Annotated in this window: 17 protein-coding genes; 15 read left to right on the forward strand and 2 right to left on the reverse strand. The window is 44.6% G+C overall.

The annotated features are described in order from the left end of the window. The first annotated feature begins 2 nt into the window (after positions 1–2). From mutL to HKI82_RS19480, 7 genes are all read left to right on the forward strand, one after another. Entirely contained in the window at positions 3–2,003 is a 2,001-nt protein-coding gene (gene mutL / locus HKI82_RS19450; RefSeq protein ID WP_171138917.1) for a DNA mismatch repair endonuclease MutL, read from the forward strand. Between the two features lie 9 nt (positions 2,004–2,012). After that, complete coding sequence (gene miaA, locus HKI82_RS19455) at positions 2,013–2,945, forward strand: tRNA (adenosine(37)-N6)-dimethylallyltransferase MiaA (protein ID WP_171138918.1); 933 nt, start codon at positions 2,013–2,015, stop codon at positions 2,943–2,945. Positions 2,946–3,137: 192 nt separating this feature from the next. Next, on the forward strand, positions 3,138–3,401 hold the full coding sequence (gene hfq / locus HKI82_RS19460; RefSeq protein WP_042490235.1) for an RNA chaperone Hfq: 264 nt from the start codon (positions 3,138–3,140) through the stop codon (positions 3,399–3,401). A gap of 41 nt (positions 3,402–3,442) precedes the next feature. Continuing rightward, positions 3,443–4,732, forward strand: coding sequence for a ribosome rescue GTPase HflX (hflX, locus tag HKI82_RS19465; protein ID WP_102943127.1), 1,290 nt, complete (start codon positions 3,443–3,445; stop codon positions 4,730–4,732). Positions 4,733–4,777: 45 nt separating this feature from the next. After that, positions 4,778–5,980: an FtsH protease activity modulator HflK gene (hflK, locus tag HKI82_RS19470; protein ID WP_102943126.1), complete on the forward strand. Its 1,203-nt coding sequence runs from the start codon at positions 4,778–4,780 to the stop codon at positions 5,978–5,980. A gap of 2 nt (positions 5,981–5,982) precedes the next feature. Then, positions 5,983–6,963, forward strand: coding sequence for a protease modulator HflC (gene hflC, locus HKI82_RS19475; protein ID WP_102943125.1), 981 nt, complete (start codon positions 5,983–5,985; stop codon positions 6,961–6,963). Positions 6,964–7,021: 58 nt separating this feature from the next. Next, the gene (locus HKI82_RS19480; RefSeq protein ID WP_102943124.1) at positions 7,022–7,207 is read left to right on the forward strand and encodes a DUF2065 domain-containing protein; all 186 of its coding nucleotides are present in this window, start codon (positions 7,022–7,024) and stop codon (positions 7,205–7,207) included. 22 nt (positions 7,208–7,229) lie between these two features. Here HKI82_RS19480 and HKI82_RS19485 read toward each other — a convergent pair whose 3' ends face one another. Beyond that, entirely contained in the window at positions 7,230–7,457 is a 228-nt protein-coding gene (locus HKI82_RS19485; protein ID WP_042490246.1) for a SlyX family protein, read from the reverse strand. A 46-nt stretch (positions 7,458–7,503) separates the two neighbouring features. Then, a complete protein-coding gene (locus HKI82_RS19490; RefSeq protein ID WP_171138919.1) occupies positions 7,504–8,484 on the reverse strand; it encodes a WD40 repeat domain-containing protein in 981 nt (326 codons plus the stop codon). A 147-nt stretch (positions 8,485–8,631) separates the two neighbouring features. On the opposite strand from HKI82_RS19490, the gene fkpA reads away from it, so the two are divergent. The 8 genes from fkpA to fusA all read left to right on the forward strand — a co-directional run bounded on the left by fkpA (position 8,632) and on the right by fusA (position 14,734). Beyond that, positions 8,632–9,405 carry an FKBP-type peptidyl-prolyl cis-trans isomerase gene (fkpA, locus tag HKI82_RS19495; RefSeq protein ID WP_171138920.1) on the forward strand — a complete coding sequence of 258 codons (774 nt, stop codon included), beginning with the start codon at positions 8,632–8,634 and terminating at the stop codon, positions 9,403–9,405. A 174-nt stretch (positions 9,406–9,579) separates the two neighbouring features. Beyond that, positions 9,580–10,305: a helix-turn-helix transcriptional regulator gene (locus HKI82_RS19500; RefSeq protein WP_042490253.1), complete on the forward strand. Its 726-nt coding sequence runs from the start codon at positions 9,580–9,582 to the stop codon at positions 10,303–10,305. Then, positions 10,302–10,709, forward strand: a complete 408-nt coding sequence (gene tusD, locus HKI82_RS19505) for a sulfurtransferase complex subunit TusD (RefSeq protein WP_102967333.1) — start codon at positions 10,302–10,304, stop codon at positions 10,707–10,709. The genes HKI82_RS19500 and tusD overlap by 4 nt, the downstream gene beginning before the upstream one ends. After that, positions 10,706–11,062 (forward strand): sulfurtransferase complex subunit TusC, encoded by a 357-nt coding sequence (gene tusC, locus HKI82_RS19510; protein WP_171138921.1) that lies wholly within the window; start codon positions 10,706–10,708, stop codon positions 11,060–11,062. Before tusD ends, tusC begins: the two co-directional genes overlap by 4 nt. A 9-nt stretch (positions 11,063–11,071) precedes the next feature. Continuing rightward, entirely contained in the window at positions 11,072–11,347 is a 276-nt protein-coding gene (gene tusB, locus HKI82_RS19515) for a sulfurtransferase complex subunit TusB (protein WP_171138922.1), read from the forward strand. Between the two features lie 178 nt (positions 11,348–11,525). After that, on the forward strand, positions 11,526–11,900 hold the full coding sequence (gene rpsL, locus HKI82_RS19520) for a 30S ribosomal protein S12 (RefSeq protein WP_042490261.1): 375 nt from the start codon (positions 11,526–11,528) through the stop codon (positions 11,898–11,900). A 98-nt stretch (positions 11,901–11,998) separates the two neighbouring features. Continuing rightward, complete coding sequence (gene rpsG, locus HKI82_RS19525; protein ID WP_042490263.1) at positions 11,999–12,469, forward strand: 30S ribosomal protein S7; 471 nt, start codon at positions 11,999–12,001, stop codon at positions 12,467–12,469. Positions 12,470–12,637: 168 nt separating this feature from the next. Next, a complete protein-coding gene (gene fusA / locus HKI82_RS19530; protein ID WP_171138923.1) occupies positions 12,638–14,734 on the forward strand; it encodes an elongation factor G in 2,097 nt (698 codons plus the stop codon). Positions 14,735–14,927 lie beyond the last annotated feature (193 nt).

The raw sequence follows: 14,927 nt of genomic DNA on the forward strand, positions 1-14,927 counted from the left end.
TTATGACCATCCAAATATTACCCGCCCGTTTAGCAAACCAAATCGCTGCGGGTGAGGTAGTGGAAAGACCTGCATCAGTAGTGAAAGAGCTGGTGGAAAACAGTTTAGACTCTGGCGCTACACGAATCGATATCGATATCGAGAAGGGTGGCGCTAAGCTTATTCGTATCCGCGATAACGGTTGTGGAATAGCAAAAGAGGAACTTGGTTTGGCGCTGAGTCGCCATGCGACGTCAAAAATCCATACTTTGGATGATCTTGAAGCGATTATTAGCCTCGGGTTCCGAGGCGAAGCACTGGCGAGTATCAGCTCTGTTTCTCGTTTAACGCTAACTTCGCGTCCGGCAACCCAAGAAGAAGCCTGGTCCGCTTATAGCGAAGGGCGCGAGATGGAAGTTAAACTTCAACCAGCAGCGCATCCGATTGGTTCCACGGTTGAAGTTCTGGATTTGTTCTTCAACACTCCTGCTCGCCGCAAATTTCTGCGTACCGAGAAAACCGAATTTACTCACATTGATGAACTTCTGAAGCGTATTGCATTAAGTCGTTTTGATGTGACATTCAACCTGCGACACAACGGGAAAATGGTGCGTCAGTACCGAGCCGCTAAAACGGAAATTCAGGCGGAAAAACGCATCGCCGCAGTGTGTGGTAGCGCCTTTGTTCGTTCAATGTTGAAAATTGAGCTTGAGCATCAGGGCTTGCGTTTGCATGGCTGGATTACGACACCTGAAGGAGCCCGTCAGCAAAGCGATATTCAGTATTGCTACGTCAATGGACGCATGATGCGCGATAAGTTGATCAATCATGCCATTCGTCAAAGCTATGAAAGTAGTCTGCGTGCGGATCAATTCGCTACTTATGTGCTTTATATCGAAATCGATCCTCATCAGGTGGATGTCAATGTCCATCCAGCCAAACACGAAGTGCGATTCCATCAAGCTCGTTTAGTGCATGATTTTATTTATCAAGCGTTAAGCAGCGCGTTGGCTGAGAGCCAGCATATTGATGCTCCAAGCATTAATGAGGGAGCGTTCCACTCTCCTGACGAACTGAATCATACGCAAGATACTCACGAACCCGTCAAGCGGTCTGAAGAGGCTGAGGAAAGAGCTAGGCAAGCTGTCGAAAATTCACCTGCCTATCCAAGAAAGGCGAGTTCAGAGCGAAGTTATTCACCACAAAATGATTCCTATCAGGTGCGAGAAAATGCGCAACGTAGTGAGTGGATGGTATCCGACAGAGCGAAGAGTAAATCGCCTCAGGAGAGAGTGGTTTCTAAATCGCCGAGCAAAGCTGAAGTCTATGCCTATCAGGAATTAATGAAAACACCTGAGCATACTGAAAAGTCAGCAACTGCACCGGTAAACAACGTTGATAAACACGAGCTTGAAAAAACAGGTTCTTCACAATCTTCTCTCGAACCTGTGCTTATTGAGCAACTGGGCAAAGCGATCTCTATTGTTCAAGAACGATATTTGCTGATGAACTCCCCTAGTGGTTGTGTTCTGGTCTCACTGCACAAAGCGGAATGGTTCAAAGTGCTTGGGCAACTGAATGTTGAGCAAGGGGCGTTAAAAAGTCAGCCGCTGCTCGTACCGTTATCACTGAAAATATCGTCACAAGAAGTTTCAGCCTTAGAGCATTATCAGGCGGTATTTGCTAGGTTTGGTATTGAGTTTCAGCGTCGCTCAGCACAAAGCGTCATGTTGATGGGAGTGCCCCAACCATTGCGCCAGCAAAACTTACAAAATTTAGTTCAAGATCTGTTATCTTACGCCGCTTCAAACTTAGCGCAGGGTGAAGGTGAGCTTGATACTCAAGTGCTCGCTCAGTGGTTAAGTGATCATGTGACAGTGAACAAATCCAGCTACACTTTGTCTGAAGCGATTCAGTTGATTGCTGAATTAGAGCAGTTATGGCAAGGCAAGTTGCCTTTGCATGATGCACATTTTGTTAAGCCTGTCGATTTTACAGCGACTATCCAAGCATTAAACATTTAAGCAAAACTCATGACCAAACAATTACCTTTAGCTCTGTTTCTTATGGGGCCAACCGCATCGGGCAAAACAGAGCTGGCAATACGCTTGCGCCAAAAGTACCCGATTGAAATCATCAGTGTCGATTCGGCTTTGATTTATAAAGGTATGGATATTGGTACAGCGAAGCCTGACGCTCGCGAGCAAGAACTTGCTCCGCATCGCTTAATTGATATTTTGGATCCGAGTGAATCTTATTCTGCTGCGGATTTTAGACGCGATGCACTAAAAGAAATGAACGACATCGTTGTTGAGGGCAAGATCCCACTGCTGGTGGGCGGCACAATGCTTTACTACAAAGCGCTGTTGGAGGGATTATCGCCACTTCCTGCGGCGGATCCAGAAATTCGTCAACAGATTGAAAAAGAAGCGATCGAACTGGGTTGGGGTGCTTTGCATGACCAGTTAAAAGCGATCGATCCGGTTTCTGCTGAGAGAATCCACCCAAATGATCCACAAAGATTGTCACGGGCATTGGAAGTTTATCGAATTTCAGGTAAAACTCTTACTGAGCTGACTAAAACGAAAGGAGAACCACTTCCATTTCGAGTTAAGCAGTTTGCAATAGCACCCAAGGAAAGGGCAGAGCTCCATCGTCGAATTGAGCTAAGATTCGAAAAAATGGTTGAGAATGGATTTGAAGATGAAATGAAAGCACTCTATGCTCGAAAAGATCTTCATCCTGATCTGCCGTCGATTCGATGTGTTGGTTACAGACAGATGTGGGACTATTTAGATGGGAACTGTACTTTAGATGAAGCGATCTTTCGTGGAGTCTGTGCAACCCGTCAATTGGCCAAGCGCCAGATCACTTGGTTGCGCAGCTGGGATGATCTAACTTGGTTAGATAGTGAAAACATTGATCTTGCATTCGAAACAGTTTCAAATGCCATAGCGTTAGATTGATTTCGCTGTGTATAATGTGATCGCTTTTGCGTAATTTACCCTGTCAGGGATCGTTACTTGTTTTTGGTGCTTTTATCACCATATTTAGTAACAACGGGGTTTTATTCATTTAGCTCATAGGCATGGTCTGCACAGACTTTTAGTGCACCGCTAGCTAAATAACTACAACAAAATACAAATAAGGAAAATAAAATGGCTAAGGGGCAATCTCTACAAGACCCATTCTTAAATGCATTACGTCGCGAGCGTATTCCAGTGTCTATCTATCTGGTTAACGGCATTAAGCTACAAGGCCAAATTGAGTCTTTCGATCAATTTGTGATCCTACTGAAGAACACTGTTAACCAAATGGTTTACAAGCACGCAATTTCTACTGTGGTACCTGCTCGTCCAGTAAGTCACCACACTGCAGAGCGTTCTCCTTCAGATCGTCCTTCAGAGAAATCAGAAGATTAATAATAGTAATATAAAGCTATATTTATTAAGGAGTTGATAGCTTGTTTGACCGTTATGAAGCCGGTGAGCGAGCCGTACTTGTTCATATCAACTTCACGCAACAGGGTGAATGGGAAGATCTCAGCGAGTGCCAAATGCTGGTATCTTCTGCAGGAGTAGAGACACTTCAGGTCGTAACAGGAAGTCGTCAATCTCCTCACCCTAAATATTATGTTGGTGAAGGTAAAGCCCAAGAGATCGCACAAGCGGTTCAAGCGACAGAAGCAGATGTCGTGATCTTTAACCATTCTCTTTCTCCTGCCCAAGAACGTAACCTCGAACATCTTTGTCAGTGTCGTGTCGTAGACAGAACTGGTTTGATCCTCGATATCTTTGCTCAGCGTGCTCGTACTCACGAAGGTAAGTTGCAAGTTGAGTTAGCTCAGTTACGTCACATCTCGACTCGTTTGATTCGTGGTTGGACTCACTTGGAGCGTCAGAAAGGTGGTATCGGTCTACGTGGACCGGGTGAAACTCAGTTAGAGACCGACAGACGTTTACTGCGTGAACGTATTAAAGCGATTTTGCGCCGTTTAGATCGAGTAGCTAAGCAGCGTGAGCAAGGTAGGCGTGCTAGAACCCGTGCAGAGATACCTACGGTGTCATTGGTTGGTTATACCAACGCGGGTAAATCGACCCTATTTAACCGAATTACTGAAGCTGGGGTATACGCGGCAGACCAATTGTTTGCAACGCTGGACCCTACGCTAAGAAAAATTGAACTCAAGGATGTTGGTCCTGCTATCTTGGCTGATACCGTAGGGTTTATTCGTCATCTACCGCACGATTTAGTAGCGGCATTTAAGGCAACGTTACAAGAAACGCAAGAAGCTGACATTTTGTTACATGTTGTTGATGCCAGCGATGACCGTTTTCGTGAGAATATTCAAGCTGTAAATGATGTGTTACAGGAGATTGACGCTAACGAAGTGCCAACCCTGTTAGTCATGAACAAGATTGACAATCTAGACGTTCAAGAGCCTCGCATTGAAAGAGATGATGAAGGTGTGCCGAGAACCGTATGGATTTCGGCAATGGATGGTTTAGGCATTGATCTGCTATTCCAAGCTCTGACTGAGCGTCTGGCTAGCCAAATAGTTGAATACAGGTTGCGAGTTCCGCCACAACATCAAGGCAGAATCCGCAGTACTTTCTTCCAAATGAAGTGCATTCAGGACGAAGAGTATGATTCTGATGGCAATTTGCTGATATCAATTCGTATGCAGCAAGTAGATTGGTCTAGACTAGAAAAAAGAGAAGAGGCAGTTTTACGTGACTTTATAGTTACTTAAAGGACTGCTAAAGTATAACGTCATATCAAATGATGGAGCTTTCTAATGGCGTGGAATGAGCCCGGAAATAACAACGGCAACAATGGCCGCGATAATGACCCTTGGGGTAATAACAATAATCGCGGTGACAAAGGCGGCCGTGAGCAAGGTCCGCCAGATTTAGACGAAGTGTTTAACAAGCTGAGTCAAAAACTGGGCGGAAAATTTGGTAACAAAGGTGGAAGCGGTAAAGGGCCTTCTTTCTCTGGTGGTGGTGCCATTGGTTTTGGTGTTATCGCAGTTATCGCTATTGCTATCTGGTTCTTTGCTGGTTTCTATACCATCAGCGAAGCTGAGCGCGGCGTGGTTTTACGACTAGGTAAATACGACCGTATTGTTGACCCAGGTCTGAACTGGCGTCCTCGCTTTATTGATGAAGTTACACCAGTAAATATTCAGGCAATCCGTTCAATGCGTGCATCTGGTCTTATGTTGACTAAAGATGAGAACGTTGTGACGGTAGCAATGGATGTTCAATACCGTGTTGCTGATCCGTTCAAGTATTTATACCGAGTGACCAATGCTGACGACAGCTTACGCCAAGCGACAGATTCAGCGCTGCGTGCGGTGATTGGTGACTCACTGATGGATAGCATCCTGACAAGTGGCCGCCAACAAATTCGTCAAAGTACCCAAGAGACGCTAAATCAAGTCATTGATAGCTACGATATGGGCTTAATGATTGTTGACGTAAACTTCCAGTCTGCGCGTCCGCCAGAGCAAGTTAAAGATGCCTTTGACGATGCGATCGCGGCTCGTGAGGATGAAGAGCGTTTCATTCGTGAAGCAGAAGCTTACAAAAACGAGATTCTTCCTAAAGCGACTGGTCGTGCAGAACGTCTGAAAAAAGAAGCATTGGGTTACAGTGAACGTGTAGTTAACGAATCTTTGGGTCAAGTTGCTCAGTTTGAGAAACTATTACCAGAGTACAAAGCGGCACCTGAAGTTACACGTAACCGTATGTACCTAGATACGATGGAAGAGGTATACAGCAATACGTCTAAAGTGCTGATCGATTCTGAATCGAGCGGTAACTTGCTTTACTTGCCAATCGATAAGTTAGCAGGTCAACAGACAGCTCCGACTAAACGTGCAGATAAGTCGTCAGCGACTTATGACAACATTGAGTTAGAGTCTCAGCGTTCAGCGACTGATACTGAAACTGATGCTCAAAATCGTTCAACTACTTCACGTCAAGGGAGATACTAATTATGCGTAAGTTAATGATCCCTGTTGTGGTTGTTGTTCTTGCTTTGTTGTTGATGTCTATGTTCGTTATCCCTGAAGGGGAGAAAGGCTTTGTTATTCGATTCGGTCGAGTAATGAAAGACAATAACGACGCAGCGAAAATCTATGAGCCGGGCTTGCACTTTAAAATGCCTCTGTTTGACCGTGTGAAATCTTTAGATGCACGTATTCAAACGATGGATGGCCGTTCTGACCGTTTTGTAACGTCAGAGAAAAAAGACGTAATTATCGATACTTATGTTAAGTGGCGTATCAAAGACTTCGGTCAATACTACTTAGCAACAGGTGGTGGTAATGCTCTTACGGCTGAAGCGCTACTTGAGCGTAAAGTGACTGACGTATTACGTTCAGAAATCGGTTCGCGTGAAATCAAGCAGATTGTATCTGGTCCACGCAACAAAGATGTGTTGCCAGACAGTGCTGATGCAGAAGTTGTGACAACCGAAGCGGCGAAGCAGGCGTTAGAAATTGATGGTCAGCGTGATCAGATCATGGAAAACGTGCTTAACGATACTCGTCAAAGTGCGATGAAAGACTTAGGTGTTGAAGTGGTTGACTTCCGTATGAAGAAAATCAACTTACCTGATGAAATCAGTGAATCTATCTATCGTCGTATGCGTGCAGAACGTGAATCGGTTGCTCGTAAACACCGTTCTCAAGGTCGTGAGAAAGCGGAAGTTATCCGTGCTCAAGCTGAACTTGAAGTGGCGACTATCCTAGCTGAAGCAGACAAAACAGCGCGAGTTACTCGCGGTGAAGCAGACGCAAAAGCTGCGAAAATTTATTCTGAAGCGTATAACAAAGATCCTGAGTTCTTCGGTTTCGTACGTTCGTTAAAAGCTTATGAGAAATCGTTCAGCCAGAAAGGCGACATTTTAGTGTTGGATCCGAAGAGTGACTTCTTCCAGTACATGAATAACGCAAAAGGCGCGGTTACTAAGTAACGCATTTAAGTTTGACTAAAAAGGCTCCTTTGGGAGCCTTTCTTTATGGGGACAAATAATGTCGAATTCACTTTGGGTGGCATTGGGACTTGTGTTGGTGGTAGAAGGACTTGGTCCTTTAATTGCCCCAAATGGCTGGCGACAAATGGTCGCTCAACTCAGCGAACAACCGGATAATCAACTTCGCCGCCTTGGTGGATGCTTAGTGGTAGCTGGCGCTGTTATTGCTTATTACTTTGCTTAAAGCCCATGTTTACCAGAAAGTGTTAGTAATGTGGTGGTGGTGGTTCTTTGCTTGGATCCGCCATATTTGACGTTTCCATATTTTTCATTTTCCCAACAACATACTTCATTTGATCTTTCATTTTGTTGATCAACAACTGTTGCTGAGCGAGAGCTTCGTTTAGCTCATCAATCGTCTGTTCTTGAAACGCGACTTTGCATTCCAAATCATCAATACGTTGCTGTAACTGTACTGTGTGTTGTTCTGTCATCGTAATACCCATATCGTCATGGTCTACAGTCGTTCGTTCTACAGGTTTAATTACTCATCTGCCAAGCCTGTGCTATGCCTGCGGAAGTACCTGATACGATTCGCTGCTTTGAATCGAAAGCGGCATCATACACTACTGCTCGCGGAGGGCGCGCATCTTTTCTCGGCTCAGCTTCAAAGCTATCCAGTTTATCGCCGGTTTTACTGTCCCAAACTTCTATTCGGCTTGAAGGCGTTCCTGTGACTAAAAAAGCTCCGTCATCAGAAAAGCGGGCGGTGGAAAATATTAATTGACGAGAAAAACTGTGCAACTGTGCTTGCTGAGCTCCGCTTGGTAGTTGCCAAATATAAGATTCATCACCACCGTCAGAAGTAAAAGCGAATTTACCATCGCGTTGCAGTGCGACGCGATTCACTCTTTGCTGGTGTTCAAAGGTGTGGATAATTTGTCCGGTTTTAGTGTCCCAAAAGTAAGCTTTATAGTCATTACCACCTGTGAGGGCATAGCGTCCGTTTGGAGAAAGAGCGACAGAATTGACTTTTTCTTGGTGAGCGAGGAACTCCATCCGTCTTCCGCTGACTAAATCGACGTAAATGGCTTTGCCATTAGACAGACCGAGTAGGACTTGTTGACCATCGCTGCTGATATCAATATCACGGATTAATCCATCGGATATGGACCATAGACCTTTTGCTTGTGACCAAGCGAGATTCCAAACGGCAAAGTTAATCTGGCTAGCCGTCACGGCAAATTGTCCGTTATCCGAAATTCGAATACGTGATACGGTATTTTGTTGTGGATCTTGAGCACCGAGCTCCGCAAGTTTCTCTCGGGAGTTTAAATCCCAGAGAACCAATTGGTGTTCTTGGGAATAGATAAGAGCAAATCGGCCGTCACGACTTAAGCCGAAACTGGCAGAACCATTGGGTTCTAAATCCCAGCGCTCTAGCTCTTTTCCAGAGAAAAAGCAGCCGTTTAACGCAACGATGACAGTAAAACAGAGTGTGAGATGGTAAATTATCCGCATTAGGTCTAATTATCCGTAGAGACAATCTCAAAACATACCGCTATATTGGTACAACTTTTTGTTATGCACCAGTTAGATAACTGATTTTGTGCATGATACTGAAGCTTTACCAATAAAATAAGCTTTGCCAACAATTTGGAGAATTCAATGAAATCACTATTTAAAGTGTCACTGCTAGCTGCAACTGTCATTCTTGCAGTCGGCTGCCAGAAAGATGAAGCACCGAAAGCGGAAGCGACTCCGGCAGCACAAGAGCAACAAGCAGTCACTTTTAAAACGGACGATGATAAAGCGGCATACGCTATTGGTGTTTCTTTCGCGAACTACCTAAACACCAGCTTAGATAAGCCTCGTGAAATTGGTATCGAACTAAACAAAGATCTTGTACTTCAGGGTATTGAACACGTTTTCGCTGGCAAAGCAGAACTTACTGAAGAAGATACTCGTGCGGCTCTAGAAGCGTTGGACAAACGTGTGGCTGAAACCATGCAAGCGAAAGCGGCTGAGAAAGCAGCAGCAAGTAAAGAAGCGGGTGATAAGTTCCGCTCTGATTTTGAAGCGCAAGAAGGTGTGAAGAAAACTGAATCTGGCCTACTTTACCAAGTGATCACGCCAGCAGAAGGTGAACAGCCAAAAGAAACCGATACTGTTCAAGTACACTACAAAGGTACTTTGACAGATGGCACTCAGTTCGACAGTTCATACGATCGTGGTGAACCTGCTACTTTCCCTCTAAACCGTGTTATCCCAGGTTGGACTGAAGGCGTTCAGTTGATGCCTGTTGGTTCTAAATTCAAGTTCGTTATTCCGCCTGAGCTGGCATATGGCGAACAAGACACGCCAACAATTCCAGCGAACTCAACACTGGTATTTGAAGTTGAGTTACTGAAAATTGATAACGGCGACGCTGCGGCTCAATAAGTTATCTTTAATCGTTGATAAAGGCCTGACTTGTTCAGGTCTTTTTTCTTTCAGTGAGTTTGAGCACATAATTTGTCTCAAATCACTTGTTAGTGATATAGCTAAGCATTCAAATAAAATTTTCTGATAGACTTACAACAATTTGTTGATTTTGCGTTTTAAGGTCAAAGTACAGTGACAACAACAGAAACATTTAATAATGCAGACATGCTGCTCGAAATGGAATCCGTGCACGTGAAACCATTCACTGAGCACGACAAGGTGATTTTGCGCTCTTATGAAGCTGTTGTAGATGGTATCGCCAGCTTGATTGGTCCTTTTTGTGAGATTGTTTTGCACTCATTAGAAGATTTAAATACCTCTGCAATTAAAATCGCCAATGGTGAAAACACAGGTCGACAAGTCGGCTCACCGATCACCGACCTTGCGCTTAAGATGTTAAGAGATATCGAAGGTTCAGAACGCAACTTTTCTCGTTCTTACTTCACCCGCGCTAAGGGTGGCGTATTGATGAAATCCATTACGGTTGCGATTCGTAATGGTGAGAATCGTGTTATTGGTTTGCTGTGTATTAACGTCAACCTTGATGCTCCATTCTCTCAAGTTCTTCAATCGTTTATGCCAACTCAAGAAGCGCAAGATGCTGCATCTTCAGTTAACTTCGCGAGCGATGTCGAAGAGCTGGTGGACCAAACGGTTGAACGCACAATTGAAGAAATCAACACGGATAAAACCGTGTCGAATAACACTAAGAACCGTCAGATCGTTATGGCGCTGTTCGACAAAGGTATCTTCGATATTAAAGATGCGATTAACCGCGTTGCGGACCGTCTGAATATTTCTAAGCACACTGTTTATCTGTATATCCGTCAGCGTAAAACAGAGGATGATGAAGCGTGAGTTCGAACCACACTTCGTTAACTTATACCTTAGTGGTAAATGGGTCTGTATACGGAACTCAATCGGCGCGTAACGCTTATTTGTTTGCCGAGGCATTGATAGAAAAAGGGCACCAGCTAAAAAGTGTCTTTTTCTATCAAGACGGTGTATTTAATGCGTCATCACTGACGGTTCCCGCCAACGATGAGTTTGACCTGGTGAAAGCTTGGCAATCGCTGGCGACTAAACATCAGGTTCGTTTGGAAACGTGTGTGGCTGCAGCGTTGCGTCGTGGTGTGATTGGCAAAGATGAAGCGAGTCAGCATCAATTACCTTCAGATAACCTCGCAGAGCACTTTGAGCAATCTGGGCTGGGTAGTCTAGCCGAAGCGTTGCTTAGTCAGGATAGAGTGATTCAGTTTTGAAAAAAATCGCCTTTATTTTCCATACTCCTCCTCATGCTACATCTTCCGCACGTGAAGGGTTAGACGCTATTTTAGCTGCGTCAGCCTATTCAGAAGATCTGGCCATTTTTTTCGTCGGAGAAGGGGTACTGCAACTCCTCAAGGCTCAGGAACCGTCTCAAGTATTGAGTCGCGATTACATTAGCGCTTATAAACTGCTTGATTTATATGATATTGAGCAGCGTTATATTTGCTCTCAAAGCCTGCAAGACTGGGAGCTTGAACCGAGCGACTTAGTTATCGAGGGAGAAGTTCTTTCCCCACAGCAAATCGCAGCTCATTGGAATGAGTTCGACCAACTTTTAACTTTCTGAGGGGCTCACGTGCTACACATCGTAAAATCTTTGGAAAAACTGAAGCTTGTGTCTCGTTATCTGCAACAAGAAGATGCTTTATTGCTGGTGGAAAATGCCGTTTACGCAACCAGTGAGCATTGTGAGTATTTCAAGCAAATTGCACAGGCAAATCTGGTATTTGTTTTGGAAGAGGATCTTCTGGCGAGAGGGTGGTCGAAAAAGACGGCGGAAAACATTCAAATTGTCAATAAATTCGAGTTTGTTGAGCTGACGGTAAGTCAAGCAAAATCAATATCTTGGTAGCTATTCATCTCTTTATCAATTTTCTCTCATTTTTATCCTCAGCAATGGGCTAAAAAAAGATCTGTATATTTCTTGACACACATCCCACTGCTGCATAGAATTTTGCGTCCCTATTTACGCATTGTGAGTAGGGATAGATTTTTCACAAAGCTAATTTCAGCAAATCAGGAGCTAGTTAATGGCAACTATTAACCAGTTGGTACGTAAGCCTCGTGTAAAGCAAGTTGTTAAAAGCAACGTGCCTGCACTAGAAGCGTGCCCACAAAAACGTGGTGTATGTACTCGTGTTTACACTACTACACCTAAAAAACCTAACTCAGCACTTCGTAAAGTTTGTCGTGTACGTCTAACAAACGGCTTCGAAGTGACTTCGTACATCGGCGGTGAAGGCCACAACCTTCAAGAGCACTCAGTTGTTCTAATCCGTGGTGGTCGTGTTAAAGACCTTCCAGGTGTGCGTTACCACACTGTTCGCGGTGCACTTGACTGTGCTGGCGTGAACGACCGTAAACAGGCTCGTTCTAAGTACGGTGTGAAGCGTCCTAAGTCTTAATGGATCCCCGTTAAGTAAGGCCAAACACTAAATTATTTTTAATTTTTGAAGAAACTGAAAAGTTTTGGATAACCTGAAAAAGACAACGGAGAAAATCCATGCCACGTCGTCGCGTTATTGGTCAGCGTAAGATCCTTCCAGATCCAAAGTTCAAATCTGAACTGCTGGCAAAATTCGTTAACATTCTTATGGTTGACGGTAAAAAATCTACTGCAGAGAAAATTGTTTACACTGCACTAGACACTATGGCTGAGAAATCTGGTAAAGATCACTTAGCTGTATTTGAAGAAGCTCTTGAAAATGTACGCCCAGCGGTAGAAGTTAAGTCTCGCCGTGTTGGTGGTTCAACTTACCAAGTACCAGTAGAAGTACGTCCGGTTCGCCGTAACGCACTTGCTATGCGTTGGTTAGTTGAAGCTGCGCGCAAGCGTGGTGAAAAATCTATGGCTGCTCGCCTAGCTGCTGAAATGCTAGACGCGTCAGAAAACAAAGGTACAGCTGTTAAGAAACGTGAAGACGTTCACCGTATGGCTGAAGCGAACAAAGCGTTTGCTCATTACCGTTGGTAATACCTTTTCAGTGCTGCAAGGTTCCTTGCAGCACTTCTTTAGTTCCTATGCTTATGCTAGGAACTATTGCTATATCTAGAGGACAGTATTTTTTCTCGAAGATAGTTTTTAGCTGAGAACGTTTTTAGCTATAGCAATAGTCCCTATCTCTAATAAGAGGATTCAATCGTGGCTCGCAAAACTCCTATTGAGCGCTACCGTAACATCGGTATCTGTGCTCACGTAGATGCAGGTAAAACTACCACTACTGAGCGTATTCTGTTCTACACTGGCCTTTCTCACAAAATCGGCGAAGTTCACGATGGTGCCGCAACCATGGACTGGATGGAGCAGGAGCAGGAACGTGGTATCACAATCACTTCAGCTGCGACTACGACTTTCTGGCGTGGTATGGAAGCACAGTTCCAAGATCATCGCATCAACATCATTGATACCCCAGGACACGTAGACTTTACTATCGAAGTAGAGCGTTCACTTCGTGTACTTGATGGTGCAGTGGTTGTGTTCTGTGGAGCATCAGGCGTTGAACCTCAGTCTGAAACTGTATGGCGTCAAGCTAACAAATACCACGTACCACGTATTGTATTTGTAAACAAAATGGACCGTGCAGGCGCAGACTTCTTACGCGTTGTAGACCAAATTAAACATCGTCTTGGTGCAACTCCGGTTCCTATCCAACTAAACATTGGTGCGGAAGAAGAGTTTAAAGGTGTTATCGACCTTATCAAGATGAAAGCAATCAACTGGAATGAAGCCGACCAAGGCATGACGTTTACATACGAAGACATTCCAGCTGATATGCAAGAACTTGCTGAGGAATGGCGCAGCCACTTGGTTGAGACTGCCGCTGAAGCAAGCGAAGAATTGATGGAAAAATACCTTGATGATGGCGAGCTGACTGAAGCTGAAATCAAGCAAGCGTTGCGTCAACGTACACTGAACAACGAAATCGTACTGGCTACTTGTGGTAGTGCGTTCAAAAACAAAGGTGTACAAGCGGTTCTGGATGCGGTGATTGAATACCTACCAGCGCCGATTGACGTACCTTCAATCAAAGGTGTTGATGAAAACGATCGTGAAGTTGAGCGTCATGCTGACGACAACGAACCGTTTTCAGCATTAGCATTTAAGATTGCGACGGACCCATTTGTAGGTTCTCTAACCTTCATGCGCGTTTATTCTGGTGTGGTAAATTCAGGTGATGCTGTTTACAACTCAGTGAAACAGAAGAAAGAGCGTTTCGGTCGTATCGTGCAAATGCATGCTAACAAGCGTGAAGAAATTAAAGAAGTTCGTGCCGGCGATATCGCTGCAGCGATCGGTCTGAAAGATGTGACTACAGGTGATACTCTGTGTGACCAGAACCATAAAGTGATTCTGGAACGTATGGAATTCCCTGAGCCAGTTATTCAGATCGCAGTAGAGCCTCGCTCTCAAGCTGACCAAGAGAAAATGGCAATTGCACTAGGTAAACTAGCTGCAGAAGATCCATCTTTCCGCGTTGAAACAGACCAAGAAACTGGTCAAACGCTGATCTCTGGTATGGGCGAACTTCACCTAGACATCATCGTTGATCGTATGAAACGCGAATTCAACGTTGACTGCAACGTGGGTAAACCTCAGGTTGCTTACCGTGAAACCATTCGTGGTAAATCGGAAGTAGAAGGCAAATTTGTTCGTCAGTCTGGCGGTCGTGGTCAATACGGTCACGTTTGGCTGAAGATTGAACCTGCTGAAGTGGGTCAGGGCTTTGTCTTCGTTGATGAGATCGTTGGTGGTGCAATTCCGAAGGAATTCATTAGCCCGGTAGCGAAAGGTATCGAGGAGCAAATGAACAACGGTGTGTTAGCTGGCTACCCAGTATTGGATGTTAAAGCTACACTATTTGATGGTTCATTCCACGATGTCGACTCAAGTGAGATGGCGTTTAAAATCGCTGGATCAATGGCATTCAAGAAAGGTGCGCTTGAAGCAAACCCAGTTATTCTTGAACCGCTAATGAAAGTTGAAGTAACTACTCCTGAAGATTGGATGGGTGATGTTGTTGGTGACTTAAACCGTCGTCGCGGCATGATCGAAGGTATGGATGATGGCCTTGCTGGTCTAAAAATTATCCATGCTAAAGTACCACTCTCTGAGATGTTTGGTTACGCAACGGACCTACGTTCTGCGACCCAAGGACGTGCTTCTTACTCTATGGAGTTTGCTGAGTACTCTGAGGTTCCTAAAAATATTGCAGAAGCAATTATTGCGGAACGCGGTTAACGTTATTTGATTAATAACGAATCTATTGCGCTGACGAGCGTTGGCGCATAAAATAGCAATTTCTGGCGCGCCTTGAGTGTACGTGACTTAAGGTGAATCATAACTAGGAAGGAACACGATCGTGTCTAAAGAAAAATTTGAACGTACGAAACCGCACGTAAACGTTGGTACTATCGGCCACGTTGACCACGGT

Origin of the sequence: Vibrio plantisponsor (assembly GCF_013041605.1) — a bacterium.
Lineage (GTDB): Bacteria > Pseudomonadota > Gammaproteobacteria > Enterobacterales > Vibrionaceae > Vibrio > Vibrio plantisponsor.